The sequence below is a fragment of the Pseudomonas sp. UBA3149 genome, assembly GCF_002364655.1.
Taxonomy (GTDB): Bacteria; Pseudomonadota; Gammaproteobacteria; order Pseudomonadales; family Pseudomonadaceae; genus Chryseomonas; species Chryseomonas luteola.
This window is the reverse complement of sequence record NZ_DEYV01000030.1, coordinates 183449-204350: the sequence shown is the minus strand read 5'-3', so window position 1 is coordinate 204350 and position 20902 is coordinate 183449. Positions and strand designations below refer to the sequence as shown.

General features: G+C 55.8%; 15 protein-coding genes, 1 tRNA gene and 2 pseudogenes. 13 read left to right on the top strand and 5 right to left on the bottom strand.

Features of this window, described 5'->3' with window-relative positions:
• Positions 1-110 precede the first annotated feature (110 nt).
• The 9 genes from aroC to B3729_RS18920 all read left to right on the top strand — a co-directional run bounded on the left by aroC (position 111) and on the right by B3729_RS18920 (position 7212).
• Positions 111-1202: a chorismate synthase gene (gene aroC / locus B3729_RS18960; RefSeq protein ID WP_286788693.1), complete on the top strand. Its 1092-nt coding sequence runs from the start codon at positions 111-113 to the stop codon at positions 1200-1202.
• A gap of 126 nt (positions 1203-1328) precedes the next feature.
• Positions 1329-2510, top strand: a complete 1182-nt coding sequence (locus tag B3729_RS18955) for an MFS transporter (RefSeq protein ID WP_019365090.1) — start codon at positions 1329-1331, stop codon at positions 2508-2510.
• A complete protein-coding gene (locus B3729_RS18950) occupies positions 2470-3087 on the top strand; it encodes a methylthioribulose 1-phosphate dehydratase (protein ID WP_286788692.1) in 618 nt (205 codons plus the stop codon). Before B3729_RS18955 ends, B3729_RS18950 begins: the two co-directional genes overlap by 41 nt.
• Complete coding sequence (locus tag B3729_RS18945; RefSeq protein ID WP_150347592.1) at positions 3084-3635, top strand: 1,2-dihydroxy-3-keto-5-methylthiopentene dioxygenase; 552 nt, start codon at positions 3084-3086, stop codon at positions 3633-3635. Before B3729_RS18950 ends, B3729_RS18945 begins: the two co-directional genes overlap by 4 nt.
• Positions 3632-4315, top strand: a complete 684-nt coding sequence (mtnC, locus tag B3729_RS18940; protein WP_239380580.1) for an acireductone synthase — start codon at positions 3632-3634, stop codon at positions 4313-4315. The genes B3729_RS18945 and mtnC overlap by 4 nt, the downstream gene beginning before the upstream one ends.
• A gap of 94 nt (positions 4316-4409) precedes the next feature.
• The gene (locus B3729_RS18935) at positions 4410-4625 is read left to right on the top strand and encodes a PLD nuclease N-terminal domain-containing protein (protein ID WP_010798005.1); all 216 of its coding nucleotides are present in this window, start codon (positions 4410-4412) and stop codon (positions 4623-4625) included.
• A 102-nt stretch (positions 4626-4727) separates the two neighbouring features.
• Positions 4728-5588: a polyamine aminopropyltransferase gene (speE, locus tag B3729_RS18930; RefSeq protein ID WP_125887959.1), complete on the top strand. Its 861-nt coding sequence runs from the start codon at positions 4728-4730 to the stop codon at positions 5586-5588.
• 250 nt (positions 5589-5838) lie between these two features.
• Positions 5839-6174 carry a ribonuclease E inhibitor RraB gene (locus B3729_RS18925; protein WP_010798007.1) on the top strand — a complete coding sequence of 112 codons (336 nt, stop codon included), beginning with the start codon at positions 5839-5841 and terminating at the stop codon, positions 6172-6174.
• A 150-nt stretch (positions 6175-6324) separates the two neighbouring features.
• A complete protein-coding gene (locus B3729_RS18920; protein WP_125887960.1) occupies positions 6325-7212 on the top strand; it encodes an AEC family transporter in 888 nt (295 codons plus the stop codon).
• Positions 7213-7567: 355 nt separating this feature from the next.
• Here the strand turns inward: B3729_RS18920 and B3729_RS18915 are convergent, their stop codons facing one another.
• Entirely contained in the window at positions 7568-8263 is a 696-nt protein-coding gene (locus tag B3729_RS18915; protein ID WP_286788691.1) for a crotonase/enoyl-CoA hydratase family protein, read from the bottom strand.
• 202 nt (positions 8264-8465) lie between these two features.
• Between B3729_RS18915 and B3729_RS18910 the strand changes: the two genes are divergently transcribed.
• The 4 genes and pseudogenes from B3729_RS18910 (at position 8466) to bcsG (ending at position 12887) form a co-directional block, all read left to right on the top strand.
• A tRNA-Ser gene (locus B3729_RS18910) sits at positions 8466-8555 on the top strand.
• A gap of 798 nt (positions 8556-9353) precedes the next feature.
• A complete protein-coding gene (gene bcsE, locus B3729_RS18905) occupies positions 9354-10919 on the top strand; it encodes a cellulose biosynthesis protein BcsE (RefSeq protein WP_286788690.1) in 1566 nt (521 codons plus the stop codon).
• Positions 10909-11112 (top strand): hypothetical protein, encoded by a 204-nt coding sequence (locus B3729_RS18900; protein WP_122042779.1) that lies wholly within the window; start codon positions 10909-10911, stop codon positions 11110-11112. Before bcsE ends, B3729_RS18900 begins: the two co-directional genes overlap by 11 nt.
• Positions 11113-11201: 89 nt before the next feature.
• Positions 11202-12887: pseudogene (gene bcsG / locus B3729_RS18895) on the top strand (cellulose biosynthesis protein BcsG).
• Positions 12888-12935: 48 nt separating this feature from the next.
• Here bcsG and B3729_RS18890 read toward each other — a convergent pair.
• The 4 genes and pseudogenes from B3729_RS18890 to bcsB all read right to left on the bottom strand — a co-directional run bounded on the left by B3729_RS18890 (position 12936) and on the right by bcsB (position 20901).
• Complete coding sequence (locus B3729_RS18890; RefSeq protein ID WP_019365081.1) at positions 12936-13976, bottom strand: NADP-dependent oxidoreductase; 1041 nt, start codon at positions 13974-13976, stop codon at positions 12936-12938.
• A gap of 131 nt (positions 13977-14107) precedes the next feature.
• Positions 14108-17563 (bottom strand): cellulose synthase complex outer membrane protein BcsC, encoded by a 3456-nt coding sequence (gene bcsC, locus B3729_RS18885; protein ID WP_286788689.1) that lies wholly within the window; start codon positions 17561-17563, stop codon positions 14108-14110.
• The gene (gene bcsZ / locus B3729_RS18880) at positions 17551-18654 is read right to left on the bottom strand and encodes a cellulose synthase complex periplasmic endoglucanase BcsZ (protein WP_286788688.1); all 1104 of its coding nucleotides are present in this window, start codon (positions 18652-18654) and stop codon (positions 17551-17553) included. The genes bcsC and bcsZ overlap by 13 nt, the downstream gene beginning before the upstream one ends.
• Positions 18655-18659: 5 nt before the next feature.
• A pseudogene (gene bcsB / locus B3729_RS18875) lies at positions 18660-20901 on the bottom strand (cellulose biosynthesis cyclic di-GMP-binding regulatory protein BcsB).
• Position 20902: the final 1 nt, after the last annotated feature.

Here is a 20902-nt window from a genome sequence, read left to right as displayed (position 1 = left end):
ACGGTTAGGGTTCTAAAGATGAACTCGGGAAAGCCAGAAGGTATACTCGTTCGCTTTCTGTGCCGGCGCTGGATAGGCTCCGGTCCATCGATTCTGCGGAGCTTTGCGACATGTCCGGCAATACCTTTGGCACATTGTTCACTGTTACCACGGCTGGCGAGAGCCATGGGCCCGGGCTGGTCGCGATTGTAGACGGATGCCCACCGGGGCTGCCGTTGGCGTTGGCTGACCTTCAACATGATCTGGACCGTCGCAAGCCGGGCACCAGTCGGCATACTACCCAGCGCCAGGAGCCGGATGAGGTCGAGATCTTGTCTGGCGTGTTCGAAGGCGTCACCACGGGTACGCCTATCGCTTTGCTGATTCGCAACACCGACCAGAAGTCAAAGGACTACTCTGCCATCAAGGACCTGTTCCGCCCAGCTCACGCGGACTATGCCTATCACCATAAATACGGGTTGCGTGACTACCGTGGCGGTGGCCGCAGCTCTGCTCGTGAAACATCCATGCGGGTTGCGGCTGGCGCCATTGCCAAGAAGTTTCTGGCGACCAAGGGCATCCGTGTCCGGGGCTACATGAGCCAGCTCGGTCCTATCGAAATTCCGTTCAAGACCTGGGATAGTGTGGAGGAGAATGCGTTCTTCTGTCCTGATCCAGACAAGGTGCCGGAGCTGGAAGCGTACATGGATCAGCTGCGTCGCGATCAGGATTCGATAGGTGCCCGGGTTACGGTCGTGGCCGACGGCGTTCCGCCGGGCCTGGGTGAGCCGATTTTCGATCGCCTGGATGCCGAGCTGGCTTATGCACTCATGAGCGTCAACGCCGTGAAAGGCGTTGAGATTGGTGCCGGATTTGCCAGTGTAGCGCAGCGGGGCACCGAGCACCGCGATGAGCTGACCCCCGAAGGCTTTCTCAGCAACAACGCCGGCGGCGTACTGGGAGGCATTTCCTCGGGGCAGCCAATCGTAGCGCATCTGGCGCTCAAGCCTACTTCAAGCATTACCACGTCTGGCCGCTCCATCGATGTGAATGGCCAGCCCGTTGATGTGATAACCAAGGGCCGCCACGATCCTTGCGTTGGTATTCGGGCCACCCCCATTGCCGAGGCGATGATGGCGCTCGTCCTGATGGATCACTACCTGCGACATCGTGCCCAGAATGCGGATGTTCACGTAGGAACGCCTGTCCTGGGTCAGCTCTGATTGCGGGCTTATCAGCCTATAGACAGGTTCAACTGCAGCTGCCCGTGGAGGGCAGCTGCATGAATAGGCACGCCGCTGATCAGCTGTACCGGCCTACTCGGGCACTGCATGAATACACGTGAGTCAATGCCGATTCCTTATTGGCGTCTGTCCAGCTTCTATTTCTTCTACTTCGCCTTGCTGGGCGCAACGGCGCCGTTTCTGTCGCTCTATTTTCATCATTTGGGGTTTTCCAGCGAGCATATCGGTCAACTGGTCGCTATTCCCATGCTGATGCGCTGCCTGGCGCCCAATCTCTGGGGGTGGCTGGGCGACCGTACCGGTAAGCGGTTGACCATTGTTCGTTTCGGCGCCTGCTGCACGCTCATCTGCTTTGCGGGAATCTACCTCAGTCATAGCTACGCCTGGCTCGCCCTGGTCATGGCGGCCCATGCGTTCTTCTGGCACGCGGTGCTGCCACAGTTTGAAGCCATTACCCTGGCACACCTGCGTGAACAGGCTTCGCTGTATAGCCGCGTTCGCCTCTGGGGATCCGTCGGGTTTATTGCAGCAGTGGTAGGGCTGGGCAAGCTGTTCGAGCATTTCAGTCTTGATCTGTACCCAGCCGGCCTGCTGGTCATCATGGCCGGTATTGTCATAGGCAGTATCTGGGTTCCGTCGCCTCTTGCGGTAAAACTGGAAAACAGCGGAAGCGAAGGCGGACTCATGGGTTGTCTGCGTCAACCGGGCGTCATGGCTTTTTATTTGGGGGCCTGCCTCATGCAGCTCTCCCATGGGCCTTATTACACCTTTCTAACGATACACCTGGAAAACCTGGGTTATGCTCGCGGCACGATCGGTCTCTTGTGGGCAGTAGGGGTTGTGGCGGAGGTGCTGATCTTTTTGGTCATGCCTCGTTTGTTGACCCTGTTCAGCCTGAGACAGGTACTTGCGGCCAGCTTTCTGCTTGCAGCGCTGCGCTGGCTGCTGTTGGGTCATCTTGCCGATCACCTGGGGGTTCTGCTCTTTGCCCAGGTCATTCATGCGGCTACATTTGGTTGTTTTCATGCGTCGGCGATCCATTTCATCCAGCGCCGTTTCGGAAACAGACATCAAGGGCAGGGGCAGGCACTGTATGCTGCACTGTCGGGAACCGGAGGCGCCTTGGGGGCGTTTTACTCCGGTTATAGCTGGCAGGTGTTGGGTCCTGCCTGGACATTCGGCTTCGCCAGCCTGGCAGCGCTGGTGGGGGCATGCATGATCATTACGCGTTTGGAAGATCGACATCATGATGAATCATCGGGAGCTGCTGGCGCAGCAAATCATTGAGGCGGGTCAGTTTCTCTACAGTCGGGGATGGTCTCCAGCAACCAGTAGCAATTACTCTGCCCGGCTGTCCGAGACCCGCGCGTTGCTTACAGTCTCAGGCAAGCACAAGGGACAGTTGGGCCTGGATGATGTGCTCGTAACGGACCTGGAAGGTAACAGCCTGGAGCCCGGCAAGAAGCCGTCGGCCGAAACGCTGCTGCATACCCAGCTGTATCGATGGAAGCCGGAGATTGGCGCGGTGCTGCATACGCATTCGGTTAATGCCACGGTTCTGTCCCGGATGGTTGCCGACGAGGCGCTGGTACTGCATGACTATGAGCTGCAGAAGGCCTTCAGCGGTATCACGACCCACGAGGGCAGGGTACTGGTACCGATCTTTGAAAACGATCAGGACATCGCCCAGCTTGCCACGCATGTTCAGACATGGCTCGACACGCATCCAGACTGCGTGGGGTATTTGATTCGTGGTCATGGTCTCTATACTTGGGGGGCTCGTATGAGCGATGCCTTGCGCCAGATCGAGGCGTTCGAGTTTCTTTTCGAATGTGAACTTAAAATATTGAGTATCCGGACATGAGCCGCCTGACTGTCTACCATGAGTCCCATCCCGAGCAGCCCAACAAGGTCCTGACCCAGAGCGACCATATCGCGGCAACGCTGGCCGAAGTAGGCGTTCGATTCGAACGCTGGCAGGCCACGGCGCCTGTAGCGCCGGGGGCGAGCCAGGAAGAAGTGATTGCTGCCTATCGTCCCGAGATCGATCGTCTTATCCAGGAACGCGGCTATCAGACCGTGGATGTGATCAGCATGAAGGCTGATCATCCTCAGAAAGCCGAGCTGCGCGCCAAGTTTCTAGACGAGCATCGTCATGCAGAGGATGAGGTCCGCTTTTTCGTAGCCGGGCGTGGCCTCTTTACCTTGCATATCGGCGAATATATCTATGCCGTACTGTGCGAGAAGAATGACCTGATTTCAGTACCCGCCGGTACACCGCACTGGTTCGATATGAGCGAAGAGCCTAACTTTGTTGCGATCCGGCTGTTCAATAATCCTGAGGGATGGATCGCCCAGTTCACCGGGGAAGACATTGCTTCCCGTTTTCCACGCCTGGAGGCAGATGCATGACCATTCGCGCTATCCTGACCGATATCGAGGGCACGACCAGCGCGGTCAGCTTTGTCTTTGATGTCCTGTTTCCTTTTGCAGCCAAGCATCTGCCGGACTATGTGCGTGAGCATGCTCAGGAGGTGGCAGTGGCAGAGCAGCTGGATGCGGTGCGCGCCGAGGCCGGGGAGTTGACTGCCGATACCGAGCGCGTCATCGAGATTCTGCTGGGCTGGATCGCTGAGGATCGTAAGGTTACACCGCTCAAGGCCTTGCAAGGCATGATCTGGGCACAGGGCTACAAGGCCGGCGAGCTGAAAGGGCACGTCTATCCGGATGCCGTCGAAGCCCTTCGGCGCTGGCATGCGCTGGGGATTGCGCTTTACGTCTATTCTTCCGGCTCTGTGCAGGCGCAAAAGCTCATCTTCGGTTGTTCCGAGGCTGGAGACCTGACGCCGCTGTTTTCCGGCTACTTCGATACGATGACCGGAGGCAAGCGTGAAGCCGCTTCCTATAGCCGTATCGCCAGCGCAACCACGCATCAGGCAGATGAAATTCTCTTCTTATCGGATGTTGTCGAGGAGCTGGATGCTGCCCGGTCTGCCGGTATGAAAACCTGTGGCCTGGTTCGCGAGGGCGGCGATCTGGCCGGTCACCCTTGCGTGAAAAGCTTTGCTGAAATCGACCCTCTGACGCTCTGACAAAAGGGGTATCAGCGACATTCGGTCGTTTAAGGCGAACTACCGCCTCGGGTGCGCAGTCCCAATTTTACCGGAACTGAATTGGAGAGCACCCATGATTAACTCAACTATAGGCGGTGTCATCGGTTTCATCGTCTTCTTGCTGGATATCTGGGCTATCGTCAGCGTCATTCGCAGCGACAGCACCAGTAACAAGAAGATCTTCTGGACACTGCTTATCATCATTCTGCCAGTCGTGGGGCTGATTGCCTGGGGGCTTGCGGGTCCTCGCGGAAGTACGTCCGTATCGGCGCCAACGCATAAAGGGTAATAGAACGCGTCTGGAGACCGTCACGCATTGCCCTTACAATGCCCGCCTTTTCCAGGGCGGGCGTTTTCCGTTCCGCCCATCCGAGGAACGGGAGACCTCTCAATGAAAGATTATCTAGAAACTCTATATGACGGCTATGGCCAACGCTTTCGCATGGACGAGCTGCTCCATGAGGTTCGTACCGAGCACCAGCAACTCGTTATTTTCAAGAATGCCCGCATGGGACGCGTCATGGCGCTGGACGGCGTAATCCAGACGACCGAAGCCGATGAATTCATTTACCACGAGATGCTTACCCATGTGCCGTTGTTTGCCCATGGTCAGGCCAAGCGTGTCCTGATCATCGGTGGCGGTGACGGCGGCATCCTGCGGGAAGTGGCCAAGCACAAGAGTGTCGAGCACATCACCATGGTGGAAATCGATGCGGCCGTGGTCGACATGTGCAAAACCTATCTGCCCAATCACTCCAATGGCGCATTTGACGATTCGCGTCTCAACCTTGTCATCGATGACGGTATGCGCTTCGTGGCAAATACCACTGACCGTTTCGATGTGATCATTTCCGACTCGACCGATCCCATTGGCCCGGGTGAAGTACTGTTCTCGGAAAACTTTTATCAGGCCTGCCATCGCTGCCTGAATGAAGGTGGAATCCTTGTCACGCAGAACGGCACGCCCTTCATGCAGCTTGACGAAGTGAAGACCACAGCAAGCCGGGTCAACGGGCTCTTTGCTGACTGGCATTTCTATCAGGCTGCCGTACCGACCTACATTGGCGGCGCGATGACCTTTGCCTGGGGCAGCCGAGACGCTGGCAAACGTTTCGTGCCGGTAGATACCCTACGCGAACGGTTCGTAGTCTCCGGCATTGTTACGCGCTATTACAATGCCGACATCCATATTGGTGCCTTTGCGCTGCCTCAATATGTACTAGGCGCCATTGGCAAGACTTCCAACGCCTGATACTTTCGGAAGGTGCCCTGTGATCATTTGCAGGGCACGCACCACTCGTCGCTATCCAAGGAACCGGTGCCGCCTCAAAGCTCTCTTTTAGTTGTGTGCAATGCTATACGTCAGGCGTTTGTGTTGGCGTTCTTTTAGTTGAAAGGGCTCTGCGAGTGGCTTCGCTGATACCGGCGATCACCGTTGCAACGCCTCTATCACGCTCTATCGCATTAACTAAAAATCCCATTCAATGAGCAGGAGGTGCCCTATGCCTTTAAACATCTCCGATGATGTAAGCCTTACTGTGCTCCGGCAGATGAAGGAGGGTGGTTTCGACTTCTCACGCATACATCCCATCGATTTCTTCGCTATTTTTCCTGATGAAAAACAGGCCCGAGAGGCTGCATGTCAATTCAAGGGAGAGTCGTTGAACGCTCAGATAATCCCGCACGAAGAGGGTGGGTGGCACTTACAGGTCAGTAAGGTCATGTTTGCTACCTATACGACAATTGACGATTTCGAGTCTGATCTTGAGGCCGTCGTCAGTCCTCTTGGCGGAACGTTGGATGGCTGGGGCGTAACCCAGGAAATCAGGAGGACCTGATCCTGACGTCGAGGCATGGCCGTTCGTGTCATGCCTCATTTTAGTTTCTGCCATATGCTCCGTTTGATCTCACGTCTTGCACTACCGATTTACTACTCCCCGTTCTTGCTCAAGAGGGCATAATGAACCCTTGATTCAGGGGAGAAAGGCATGCTGTCAGAGTTATTCGCGGTCATGGCGCCTGTGCTCATTGGCGCAGGTATCGGCTATTTCTGGAAGCGCTGGGGCTATGAATATCCCACTGACTTCATCTCCCGCCTGGTCTTCAACGTAGCCTCTCCCTGTCTGGTCTTGGCGACACTGGGGCATGCACATATCGACAAGCACAGCTTTGGGCAAATGGCCCTGGCCTGCGTGGTTATCTGCGCGATCATGGGGTTGGCAGCCTATGGGCTTGCCCGTGTCTTCAAGCGAGACTGGAAGGTATTAGCCCCGGCATTCATGTTTCCCAATGTAGGCAACATGGGCTTGCCGGTGTGCCTGTATGCGTTTGGCGAGCAAGGCATGACGCTGGCCGTGGCATTTTATCTGGTCTTGTCGATCGGTAATTTCAGTTTAGGGATCTTCTGGATGTCCGGCGAGCGCTCGCTCAAGATGCTGCTGGGAAATCCCATCATGATCAGCGTAGCGATTGCATTATCACTCATGATGCTTGATGCCCAACTGCCGCGCTGGATTGCCAATACCGTCGACCTCATGTCCGGCCTTGCCATTCCGCTCATGCTTATTACGCTGGGCGTGTCACTGGCCAGCATACGGCCACAACACCTGGGGTCCGGCTTCCTATTCGGTGGAATCCGGCTATGTCTGGGTGCTCTTGTGGGCTGGCTGGTGGGTTGGGCGCTACATCTGCCACCTCTGGCCCATGCTGTCCTCGTCACCCAGTCATCCATGCCCGTAGCGGTTTTCAACTATCTCTATGCCCTACGCGCTAACCGGTCTCCCCAGGAAGTAGCCAGTCTCGTATTGTGTTCAACCATACTGGCGTTTGGGTTCTTGCCGCTGATGCTGGCATGGTGGCTGCCTGCCACAGGATAATCAGCCTCCCAACAGGCGAGTCAGGTTGGGAAGTACAAGTACGATGGTGGTGATGATCAGCACAAGACTCGCTTGCCGCCACTTGGGTGTCGGTTCTCTTAACATGACTCAAGCCCTTTCTTCTTATAGGGAGAAGCTCGATTGCTCTGTCGGCATTTGTATGGCCCTCGCAAGGGCCATATCACATTGAGTCGAGACTAGGTCGCAAGTTACAGCCTGTTTAGATCTAAAGCTTTTCTAAATCTCCTACTTAATGATGTTTAGCGATTAAAAGGAGCGCTGTACAGCGTCTTTTCACTGTTATAGACGCGTTTCACAGAGGTTTCGTGACAGCGTGCCGTTTGTCTGATGATTGTCAGGCGCGGCCGAAGTGTTGGGCGTCCAGGGCGATAGCGTCATCCAGTGCGGACAGTAATGGCGCTCTGGCCTTTACCTTCGTGTTCCCATGGGCTGACATGTTGAGCTTGCTCAGGCGCATAGCGGCGCGGTGAACAGCGTCTTCCAACGCTTCTGGCGCTACGACTTCATCCAGAAAGCCTGCTTCGACAGCCGCTTCAGGTGAAAACATTTCAGCACCAATCACGGCTCGTTGAAAGGCGGGACGGGGCAACCGGTCGCGTGCGATTTCAATACCCGCCTGATGCATTGTCATACCAATAGCGACTTCATTCAGCCCTATGGTAAAGGCGCCTTTGACGCCAATCCGGTAGTCCGCCGACAACAACAGGAAGGCACCTTTGGCAACGGCATGACCACCACATGCAACTATCACGGGGAAGGGGTGGGACAACAGACGACGTGACAGACGAGACCCCATTGTGACTAGGTCGATCGCCTGCTGCGGGCCGCTCATCATGACCTTCAGATCGAAGCCCCCGGAGAGGATTCCCGGTTGGCCTGTAATGACCACAATGGCTTTGTCCTTTTCGGCCTGATCGAGGGCCTCGTTCAGCGCATCGATAACAGCTGGCGAGAGCGCATTGACCTTGCCGTTATTCAGCGTAAGCGTTGCAACAGGGGATTCATAGCGATAAGAAACAAGTGCGTTCATGAGTGAGCCGTTGTCGTTATTAATATTGTGGCGAACGTAACGACTGTTTCGAGTCACGTAAAGCCGTTTGGTTGACTGCTTGGTCACGCATGAACTGGGCTTTCTGATTTAAATGCATGAATACATTAAAAAAAATTTGCCATTTCAAAACTACATGGATATAGTAGCGCACCTCAACGACGCAGACGTTGAGATAAATTCTGGTGAGGTGTCCGAGCGGTTGAAGGAGCACGCCTGGAAAGTGTGTATACGAGAAATCGTATCGTGGGTTCGAATCCCACCCTCACCGCCAGATTAACAAAACCCCTGAGAGCGAAAGCTCCAGGGGTTTTGTGCATTCTGGGTGAAATTTCTGCCGAATATACGGGCAGGATGTCAGCGTTTTAGATACCGAGCGCTTGGGGCGTAAGTTGCGAGTGTCAGATCTGGCAGGCAGGGTTCGCTGAAAGAAGGTGGTTTGCGAAGTTCACGCTCTATGTCTGTTAGCACAGTGTCCATCAGCAAAGGGTTCTGGACTTGCGCTGAGGTCAGCTTCCAGGTGAGCGGAGAATTCCCCGTTACAGGAGCTGCAGTAATGGTCAGGCTACCATCGCAATCGACCACTGTATTGACCTGGTAGCGTCCAAGCGAGAGATCCGACAGGTGAAGAAGTGACTTCATGATCAAAGAGCAGCGTTTTCCGTGATGAGTATTAGATACGGAATTTCCCAAACATTCCCGCACGGCTTGACCGTTTGTCAGATCTTCTTTTCCTGTCTTACGTCTTGATTTAGATCAAGAAAGAGGTTGTTTCACCGACGCTGTTGACTCAAGCCGCAGCGTGTCGTGGCGACATGTCCGCCGCGACTTGCCTTTTATGGCCAAAACTTCTGATGGCCTGAAGGCTGTACGGGAAGGATGGTGGTAGGTGCGGTTATAAGGTCGCTGCTTAATCGCTCGACTGTTGTTTGCCAAGTTGCTGGCTATTGAAGGGCTAGGCTGACTTTCTCCCCTAGGTACTGTCAAAAACCGGGATTGTGGCGTGTGGCCAACTGGATGTTCGCTGGGTTGTCTGCAATGCTGTGTTTATCTTCAGGCAAAGGCGAACAGTTTGCACATCGCTATTCATTCCCTACCTCAACAATATGGCCATATGCGCCAGCCTGGCCTGTACTGGTTGTTGGTTAACCAGGCTCTGGTGGCCGATACGTTGCTGCTGTCAACCCTCCATGAGCAGGCTTCGGACGTATCGTCAATTTGCGTATTGCCTGACCGGCCCAAGGACAGCTGGTTCGACGTTCTGCTGGCTCATAAAACTAACGTCCGGTTTTATACGCTAGCTGAACAGAACCATGAGCGCTGGCTGGAGCGGTTGACCGAAGAGCTTGAATGGTATGGCAGGTTGGCCGGCCGGCTGATCGTGGTGCAGTACGATGTTCGCCAATTGGACAGTCTGACCGAGGCTGCGCTGAAAAAGCGGCTGGCTCATCTGGCCGGATGGGTCCGTAAGCACAAGGCTACATGGCTCATGATTGGGGTAGGAGATGGTGTCCAGCAGCGGACACGTCTGGCGCCACTAAGTGATGAGTTATCCGGCCTGGGTGAAATGGAGCGTCATGCCTTTCATGTGCATTACCATATTGATCACTGGCGTAGCGGGGAAGGTGGCGTTTTTCATGCTGACTTCTCACTTGAGCTGAGTGAGTCCGGCCTGCGACTGGCCAATGCCGCTGATGTGGAAGTGTCTACCAGTAACCGTGATGACGAGGTGGTTCTGGCCTGGCGAGAATGCCTGGCAGGCCGACAGGCACCCTCCCGGCATTGGCAGCTGTTTGACTCACTGGAAGATCTGCTTAATGCAGCCCATGGCGCCCATGCCGCTACGGTAGTGCTGGGCATTGCAACTGCGGGCAAGGTAGAGGAGCTGGCAAGACAGATCCATGGCTTACGCGCTGCCCGAGGCAATCGGCTCAAGATTGTGATTCGTGAAATCAGTCAGTGTCTTCGCCACGTGGATGAACGGCTGTTCTTTTCAGCGGGTACCAACCTCGTTGTGCCGTACCTGAACGATGTATCCCGTTTCTTTAGTCAGTTGCAAAGTGTACAAGGACAGATTTATCGGCGAACGGGCGATACGGACTTCGATAAGCTCCTGCAGGCATTACGTCCCCAGTTCATGCGTGGCTATGTGGCTGCAGAGACTTTTATTGGCAGTGTACAGGCCGAGCTGGAGCGCATCGTACAAGATGAGCTGCCCGGCATGGTATTAAAGCTCAAGCCCGCCCATGGTCTGACCGCTCTGGATCTATTGGCACAGTGCGACATGAAGCGTCGTGGCGATTTCGTGACGGTGGTCGAGCAAAGCTTGTACCTGTATCTGTTTGCGTGTCGCCTTAATGATATCGAACCGGCCTTGCGAAATATTTTTCGTGTTTCTGTCGATACGCTGGCATCGAGTGTCGAGATTTATGACAGCGCCGAGCGGTTGGGGCTGGAGCTGAGTCGAATGAATGCGCTACCGGCCCAGCATGACTATACGGATGACCTTGCCTTCCGGCTCAAAGGTATTGCTGAGCCGGCTGACATCAAAGATGTCTCTCCCGAATCGGGTGAGCCACAGCCTGTATTGAGGCGTGTTTCGCTTATGGTAAAGAGGACTGCAACCCATGAGCGATGAGCTGTTTCACTACGCTGTTATTCTGACCGGCATTCTGGCCTTTCTGGCGGGCTTTTTGCTGCGCTCGGCTTGGAAGGCCATACTGGATTGGATATTTCACAAGACACAAAGGCCTCGTTACCTGAAACCCTCGATAGAGCTTAAAGGGGGCAAGATTCGTGATGGCGAGACAAAAGGGCGGGGTAATCAGTAAACCTGACGGACGTTTATGCTCCGTCATCCATTCGACTACGCCTCGCTATCGCCTTGAGCGGGCAGGACGCCTTGATTGAAGATGTGTTTATGACCGATAGACCACTGCTGCCGCCACCCACCGCGCTTCAATACTGGCGAGGGTTGGGCTTCTGGAATTATTACTTCCTCACCAAATTCGTGCTGGTCTGGCAAGGCCTGCTAAATTTTCATGCGTTGGAGAATTTGGCCTTTGCGGCTTTTCTGTTGGTGCCGCTGCCGCCGGTATGGCTGCACCGTCTGAGGCATGTCGTGGCGATTCCCATTGGCGTGTCGCTTTATCTATATGACACCTGGCTACCCCCTGTCAGTCGGCTCTTTGCCCAGTCTGCTGAGATATCGGCGTTCAGTTTTGACTATATCCTTGAGCTGGTAGGGCGGTTCATTAATACTTCCTGGCTGGCCGCAGGTCTCGTGCTGTTGGTGGGGTACCTGTTCTTCAGTCAGTGGATACGTTTCACGGCGGTAACGGTTGTAGCCTTGGTAGCGATTCTGATGGCTGGCCAGACAACCTTCTGGCGTTCATCAAACCCTGCCGCGGGACCAGCACTTGTAGACGTCCCAACCACGGCTGTACAGCCTGGAGGGCAGGCGTCGCCTGTGCCCAGGCCGGTGGCGGGCGGAACGGTAGAGCCAACCGATGCTAATCTCAATGCAACACTCAATGATTTTTATACCCATCAGAGCACTCTGGTCAGCCAGTTCCCTCCAGCTCTAGGTAACGACGCGGCCCCCTTTGACGTGCTGATCCTGAATATCTGCTCGTTGGCCTGGGACGACATGGAGGATGTCGGACTCAGTCAGCATCCGCTCTGGAACAAGATGGACGTGCTGTTTGATGACTTCAATTCGGCCGCTACTTACAGCGGACCGGCTGTATTGAGGCTGCTTCGAGCGAGCTGCGGCCAGTTGCCTAATGCCGGGTTGTATCAGCCTGCCAGCAAACAGTGCTTTCTCTTCGAAAATCTCAAGCAGTTGGGTTTTGACGAGGCCATGGTCATGAACCATACCGGTCGCTTCGATAACCTGATCGGGCAGGTCAAAGACAACGGTGATATGCAGGCGACTCTTTTCCCGTTTGGAGACTTGCGGCCCGTCATGACGGGCTTTGATGGCTCGCCCATTTACCGTGATGGACAAGTGCTCTCCAAATGGTGGCAATAGCGACTAGACAATGCGTCAGCGCGCGAGGCGATGTTCTACAACACAATCTCGCTGCACGACGGGAATCGGGTCATTGATCCAACGTCCGGCAAGACGGTCACGGCAGAATACAAGCCGCGTCTGCAAAACGTATTAGATGACCTGAGCGGATTTATGGATCGCCTCCAAGCTTCTGGAAAGCCGGTTCTGCTGGTGATCGTGTCCGAGCATGGCGCCGCATTGCGAGGCGATCTCATGCAGATCAAGGGAATGCGAGAAATTCCAAGCCCTACCGTGACGCACATTCCGGCCGGCGTCAAACTCATCAATGCCAAGGCGACGTTGAGTGGGGCGCCTGTTCATATCCGTACGCCTGCCAGCTACTTTGCGTTGTCGGAATTGATCAATCACTTGGTGGATGGCGCTGCCTGGAAAAATCCGAATTTCGACCTGAATGCCGTTATTACCAGCCTGCCGCAGCTGGATCATGTGGTGGCGGAAAACGAAGGCAGTGTGATGATGCGTTTCAACAACACGCATTATTTGAGGCTGGATGGTAAAAGCTGGATCAAGTATCCGCAGCGGGGGAAGTAAGCGAGAAAGGCCAGTCGTTATGTACGGCTGGCCTTTCTGGCGCTAGCTTCAGTCGTTGCCGACCCGGACGACCAGCTTACCAAAGTTCTTGCCTTCCAGGAGGCCCGTAAACGCGTCAGGGGCGTTTTCCAGACCGTCCACGATCTGCTCGCGGTACTTGATCTTGCCTTCGCTTACCCAGGGCGTCATGTTTTCCAGGAACTCACCGTAACGGTCGCCATAGTCCATGGTGATGATGAACCCTTGCATGCGAATGCGCTTGTGCAGGAACGTAGCCTCCAGCATCGGGAGGCGATCCTTGCCGTCAGGCAGATCCTTTGGATCCTTGTTGTAAGTGGCGATCAGACCGCACACCGGTACGCGTGCCTTGGTGTTCAGGAGAGGCAGAACCGCATCGAATACCTTGCCGCCTACGTTTTCAAAATACACGTCGATACCCTTAGGGCAGGCCTTGGCCAGTGCCTCGGCAAAATGCTCACTCCGGTGGTCGATGCATTCATCAAAGCCCAGGGCTTCTACGGCATGCTGGCATTTTTCGGCTCCGCCCGCGATTCCTACAACGCGGCAGCCCTTGAGCTTGGCAATCTGTCCCACCGTCGAGCCAACGGGACCGGTGGCCGCGGCAACCACAACGGTTTCACCCTCCTTGGGCTGTCCAATATCAAGCAGCCCCATGTAAGCAGTAAAACCAGGCATTCCAAGAACGCCCAATGACCAAGAGGGATGCTCCGGGTTATCGCCGAGCTTGTTGAGACCATCGCCATTGGAGACGGCATAATCCTGCCAGCCATTAGCAGCTAATACCCATTCGCCTTCCTTGTAATCCGGATGTCGGGAGCTTTCCACGCGGCAAACCGTGCCTCCTACCATCACATCGCCCACTTGCATCGGATCGGCATAAGATTTCGCATCGCTCATCCGGCCCCTCATGTAGGGGTCGAGAGACAGGTAGACCGTGCGCAGCAATACTTCACCGTCTTTTGGCTCAGGGCGAGGCTCGCGCTCCAGACGAAAGTTCTCTTGCGTCGGTGCGCCTTGCGGGCGCGAGGCCATTACGATGCGGCGATTTTCGTTTTGGGATTGGGTCATGTCTCACTCCTGTGGATCATCCAGGGTCAGCGCTGTGCCTGTTCAACGAGAGCAGGCGGCTGTTGGTTACAGGGAAGGGACTGACCCAGATGCCCAGGGTTCCTGAAAATCTCTTTCAGGCTGGCCTGGGTTTAATTGAACTGTGCATATTCCTGAAGTGGCTCGGGCGGCATCCTGAGATCGCCTTCCCAGGGAGCAAAACTGTAGCGCAGGTACACGAGTGCCTGGTTGGGTTTGTAGTCACTCCCCACGGAGCGCTCGATTCCGGCAGACGTACCGATGAACCAGTTGGGCGAAAGACGACGCTCCAGCGAAAAGCTGGCTCGATAGCCAAGGCCTTTGCTGCGGCCTCCCGTCAGTACAGGATTTCCTGCTTCGCGCTGCCAGGCGGACTTTGTCGGGAAGTAATCCGCATCATCCTCTTTCACCCACGAGTAGCTGGCTGATGCTTCGGCGTAAAACGACCAAGCATCCCAGCGTTGCGCAAAGTTGATCGGGACAGAGTAGGACAGGTATTGCTGTGGGCTATAATAGCCTCCCTGGCCGAACGTATAACCGCTCAGGTTTTCCTTGAAGTGCCAGTACATGACGTTACTGCCAACCCGCAGGCGTCGATTGGGCTCGTCGATCAGGCGAAAGTAGATTCCGCTCATCAGGCGCAGGCGATCATTGCTTTCCACGTTTTTACCAGTCAGACGATGAGCCTGCAGGCTCGACCAGATGCCATAGAAGCCGCCTTGGTCGTAGCTCAAACCAAGCGATACCCCATTGGTGCGGACGCCACCCCAGGTTTTGCCTGTGCGAGGGTCTTCAGTACCTGCATAGGCCAATAAGGACGTGGACAGGGCGCGGCGGGAAATATCCATTGTCCAGCCAAGGGGCTCAAGATCACCGCTCAGGCGTACGCCCCCTACGATATCCTGTACTGGAAACCCCAGCGGCGTAGTACCTACGTCCCATTGGGTGTCTTGCCCACGCCAGCCAACAGCCAGGCTGGTACCTTGGGCTCGTTGGTTGATATGCCCGCGACTGCATTCCTCACGGGTCTGGCAGAGGGCGACACTTCCAAAGTTGTTCTGCTCAAGAATGTTTCCCAGGCTGCCATTATCCATCGTAATGGTTTCCGCCCGGAAAAAGCCTTTGCCATCCCTGAGGGGATGATCAGCTTCAAAGCGTAGATCATGGGCCTTGAGGTCCGATATACCCGGTGTGCCTGAACTGTCCCATGCGTCATATTGCAGTGTCGCAGTAGCGGTCTGCTGTTGATAAAGCTCAGCGGTATCGCTGCGAATGCTGCGGTTGAGCCAGTCGTCATCAGGTTGTACTCGGGTTTGCCGGGTGAACTGCGCATCGTTTTCGCCCGGATCGCCCATGTTGCTTGTGCGCATGGCCTGGCGATAGCGATCAAGCGCCAGGTCCGGCTGTTGATTGCGCCTGGCGAGCCGCGCCGCATCGCGCCATAGGAGCGGATCACGGGTCTCGACCTCCAGCGCGGCATTCATGTAGGCAGCGGCTTTCTCCGGCTCTCCCAATTCCGACCAGAGATTGGCCATCCGACGTTGCTGTCCCGCCGTGGCTGCCTTGGAAGACAGCTCGGCCAGTTGGCGCCGTGCCTGGATATCAAGGCTCTGCTGATGGGCAAGCTCTGCCAGGCTGAGTCCGGCTTCTATATTGTCAGGCTCAAGTACCTGAGCTGCACGGTAATAACGTTTGGCCTCGCCAGGATGTCCACCTAATACCGACCACTCGCCCAGCAGGAGAGGAATACCCGCTTCCTTGTGAAAGCGTGTACGTGCCTTTTCAAGCAGGGCGGTCGCATCCTGGGTGCGGCCCCGATTGTTTAAATCGCGCGCTTGAGCCAGGGTCAGGCCATAATCCAGTCGATAGGCAAGGCTGTGCATATCCTCACTCCACTGGTTGGCAGGAACTTGACGCAGGCTATCAAGTGCCCGTTGCGCCTGGTCCTGACTGTCGAGAAAGAGCGCATGGGCATACCGCAGGACCGGATCAGTGGAGCGCTGACGCAGCTGATTTGCAAAGGCGTCTTCTGCCTTTGGATTACCCAGTACTGCGCGCGCTCTAGCAAGGTTATAGGCCAGCCAGGGATCCTGCGGCTGCAGCTCAAGGGCTTCTGTCAGCTTGTGCTCAGCGGTTGCCCATTGACCTTTGGCGGCATGGGCATCGGCCTCTCGCGACAAGATGTTCGCCTGAATCCGGTTCAACTCAGGTGTATAACGTTGACGCTGATCCTGGGGAAGGGAGGCGATAAGAGATTTGGCCGTGTCGATCTGGTTTTGCTGAAGATAAAGGTTGATGAGGCCCCGTAGTGCTGAACCGTTTCGACGGTCATAGGCCAGCGCCCGCTTGTAGGTCTGCTCGGCTCTGTTCGTATCACCCTGCGCTGCATAGACATCGGCAAGGCCCATCAAGGGCTCTACGGCGCGAGGTTGCAGTCTGGCAGCGTTCTGGTAGGCCTTTGTCGCTGCAGTGTAATTGCCTGCACGCAATGCAGCATCCCCGTCATTGAGGGTTGCCCAGAACTGGGCTGTTGCAATCAGGCTCTGCCATTGGGCTCGCTGGTCGATGTTCTGCTCGTTGGCCAGGGCCTGCTGGTAAAAGGCCAACGCTTCTCGATGCCTACTTTCGCGCTGCCGTAGTCTTCCCAGATTGCCTAACGCATCTGAATCATTGGGGAAGCCCTTGAGGGCCTGTTGCAAGGCGCGCTCGATAGCGGCATGGTCCTGCGAGTTTTGCTCCAGGAGCTGCTGCGCCCTCTGCTTGGCTCTGAACGCTGGGTTTGCCAGCAGCTGTTGTTGCGCGGCCAATCCCTCGTGGGCGATAGGAGCTGCATCCGGGTAGGACTCAAGGTAACGCTTCCAGAGCGTGACAGCCCGATCTTCAACTGGCATTCGCTGGAGCTGGTCCAGCCATACTGCAGAGGCGCCCTGGCGGGCATAGGGGTCCTGACTGAGCTTTTCCAGATCCTTGTAGGCTTCTGGATCATACGGATTCAGATCAAGTCGCTGTCTGACCAGCGCCAGCCGATAATTGCCACTTTGCGGATAGCGATTTACCAGTGATTGAATACCCTGTAGGGCTCTGGTATGACCCTGCGGCGTATTGGCAACCGCTTGCCAGTATTCCAGCTCGTATTCAGGCGACGGCAGGCCTGGCTTGAATAGCTCATCGTATAGCTTCAGGGCTTCGTCATAGCGACCCGCCCGTGCGAGCAGCCTGGCTTGAAGAAGCTGCGATTTTTTCTGTGGCTGATCAAGCTCGATATCAAGCCGTACCAGACTCAACGCCTGCGAACCTGGAGCAACCTTCTCCAGCTGTTCCAGTGCGGCCTGTGCTTCCTGCGGCTTGTTCTGTCTTAACTTCAGGCGGGCGAGGGCAGCCAAGCCTTCCGGATGATCAGGTGCAATTTTGAAGAGGCGGTAAAGGCTGTCTTCGATCAGGTCATCTTTGTTACGCGCCTCGCCAGCCCTAACTTGCGCCATTAGCCGATCCTCCGGCGTAACGGGCCCCTCGGCCTGGGCCGACAGGCTAACCAATAGAAGAGACAGCAGAACAATCAGCGTGGGCATGCAGCGGTATCCGGCAACTGCAATTCACCATGAACGTTGAAGCGGAAGCGACCTTCTTGCCAGCCTCGTCCAAACAGCGACAGGACATTGCCATAATAGGCATCTGCCTCGAGCGGCTCCTGCTTCAGACGGGTTAGCTGAGCGTCGAGAGCCGCCTTGTCACCCAGGCTTGCCAGAAGCGGAAGTACAGCCGCCGAGAAGCCTAAAGGCCCGCGGTTTTGAGTAGTCCCTGTCTCGGCATTGACCTCTTCGGGCGGGTAGCCCCGTTGCGAGACATAAGTCTGCATGGGCTGGAAGCGCGAAAGCAGGCTGTCTCGGCCGGCTGACCCAGGTGCTTGCATACCCGCCCACAGGTAGACGCGAATGGCATTATAACTGCCTTGCCAGTTGCTCCGTTCGGAGCCATGCCAGGCACCTGAGCGCCAATCAATCCAGTCAGGTGCAAAGCCTTTGGGCGCGGTTTCGTTCAGCAGTCGCAGCGTAGGGGCAATCATGCCTTGCCAGGGGCCTTCCGGATGCTTGTATGCGAAGCTGCTGAGCAAAAAGAGCGGCGTGTAGCTAGGATTTAGCGTCCAGCTGTCCTCGTCGGTAAAACCGACCGGGGCGGGCAGAAGCATGGGACCAAGCCCCTCGATTCGCGCGACTTCCTGCTTTTCGACCTGCTGAAGAAGCCGGTTGGATAACGTCTGGTAGTGGTGAATTCGCCAGAGGCGCGAGGCTTCCTGAAGGCTGTAGGCGATCCAGAGGTCGGCATCAGAGGCGGCGTTGTCATCCAGTATTTGAAAGTTGCCGTTTTCCGCTCGCCCCCAGAGCCAGGCGGGCAGGTGTTTGGAAAAGTCTCCTTGGCTCAGGTTGCCCTGCGTCCAGTTGACTAAACGCTGAAACGTGGTTCGGTCACCTGCCACCAGGGCGAAAAAGAGCGCGTAGGATTGCCCCTCCGATGTCGTAATTGCGCGCTCGTCGCTGCGATCAATCACCCTGCCATTTTCGATGAACCCGCGCTTGAAACTTTCCCAAGCCGGCCACTGGCAGGCAGCCGAGACGGGGCTGGCGAGACTGATCAGACAGAGGGAGGCAAGCACTTTTTTCATGAAGGTTACTCCTGTTCCTGCAGGCGACGGCGCGCCAGCCAGCGGAGGACATTCCAGAGCAGGGCAGCCAATATCAGTGTGGTCACGATTGCAATGAATGCCAGTAGTAGCGGATGTGCGGACAGGTGATACCAGAGAAGCAGCCACCAGGGCAGGCTACCTACGTAGTAAGGCTCTCCTACGATATGACTGTCGATCCGGTCTCCGCGGAAAAGACTGACGGACCCGGTGACATTCTCAAGCCCGGTATTCTGGCTCAAGGCCTCTTGCAGCTGCTGATAGCTGTTTTCGCCATAACCCATCAGAGCGACTACGCTGCGCGAGCTGGCGTATGGGGATTCAAACCCGACCAGCGCCGAGATCGGCCCCGACGACGACGTTTGCAATTGTGTGTCTGCCATGGCAGACCCGGTGTCCTGTAGCGGTGACTCAAGGCGGGATGTCTTGCGGTTGGGAAGCATGAGCGACGTTCGGGTCTCATCCACGAACGCTGTCATATTCTTGTCCAACTCGGTCCGAGCCTGCTCGGGAATTTCACCTATTATCAGAACGTCGCGTTCGCCTTTCTTTATGGTTGACCAGTCATCACCAATGGAGACCTGTATCGCGGGATAGCCTGTAATGGCCCCCATGCGTCCCATCAACGTAAACAAAAGGCCTGTCTGTTCCGGCGTTGGCTGCGAGGGCATCATTACCTGCGTCTGGGATAGATCGGCAAGGCGAGTAAAGGGATATCCGGCACTGACAAAGGCGCGTAGATCGGGCATGGCCTTGTAGTGATAGAGCGAAGAAAAATCAATGGTCGAGTCCGGATCGATTGCGGCTTGAACATTGAGCGGAAGCGTCGTGGTGCAGCTGGTATTGTCGCCATTGGCCGGGAAGGCGCCGAAAGAAAAATCAAAACGCAGCTCATTGCGAGCCCCTAGCTTGAGTGACGGCACTTGAAAGCCGGTACTGGTCCCTAGCAGATTTTCGTTAAGAATCGGCAGATTAACACCGCCCATGCTCTGGTTGGCATTCTTGCTCAGCGTAAAGGCCTTGATGAACTGGTTGTTGGCGTTGACCGTCAATAGGGCCGTATCGTCACGGAGCGGGGGCGTGTAGCGGTATTTAAGATCCAGCGGGATACCGCGATTACGCCACACGAACAGGTCTGGCGGAATATTGAACGCTAGCGTAATCGGTCGCGGCACCATGCCGGTGACTTCCAGCTGATTGGGATAATCGATTAGCTCGCCCAATCGAGTAGGGCGATCCAGTGAAACCCAATTTGGGGCATCGTAGGGTTGGCGGGGTGCCAGGGTTTGCAGAGAGTCCACGGTGGTGGATTGCAGCGCCCAGGGCGACAGCTTTCGCTGCGGTCAGCAGGTCGTTGTCGTCGCGTCCAAGGATCAATAATAGCTTTCCATAAGGATTTTGCGGATTCTCGACAATCTCAATGGTCGGTGCTGTCACCTCCGCATGGCCTTCAATCAACGCAGGCAACTGTGCATTCGTTGCAAACACAACGGCATTACCTTGGGAAGGCAGGCGTCCAAATGAAGTTGGGAAGCTGGCACCGCGCCAGCCACTCAGCGTTCCAAACCAGGACGCCATTACTGCCCCAGCAGTCTGCTCGGCACTGTTGGGACGATCTGCAAAGATGAATGGAACGCTCAGGGCCGCCGGGTCGCGCTGATCGAAAAAGGGCTCTGGTAATTTGGATAAGTCATTCTGGATCTTTAGTGCCTGAGTGCTCAGGATCAGCTGGCTTTTCGCGCTGAAGTCAACCCATAGGCTGGAGTGCAGCGGGTCTTCGCAAATGGGGGCATAGTGGCCAACCAACTCAAAGCGCACGTTGTTGTAATCAGAAATAAACTGGGCATCGAGCGGTAGATCCCGAGTAATTTCCTTGCCCAGATCCGCCTGATTGATAGGCAATACCCCCATCAATTCATTGTTCAGATAGACCTTCAGGTGCGACTGCACCGGAATCAGCGCCGGCGAGGGGGTATACACCAGATGGAGTCGAGCGCCTGTGACGACCTCATCGCTACGTAACCCGAACGATGCGTAGAGATTTCTCAAGACATTACGGGTCGTCAGGTTTCCCGCTGATGAGATCTGATTGAAGCCCAGCTGCCGCTCCTGTACCGGTGGGGCAACGGGTGTCGTGTTGGGAGCAGGCGCAACCGTAGGCGCCGCGGTAGTCCAGGGAGCGCAGGTCAAGAGAGCCGCTGCGATGAGAAAGCGGATTACGCCTTTCATG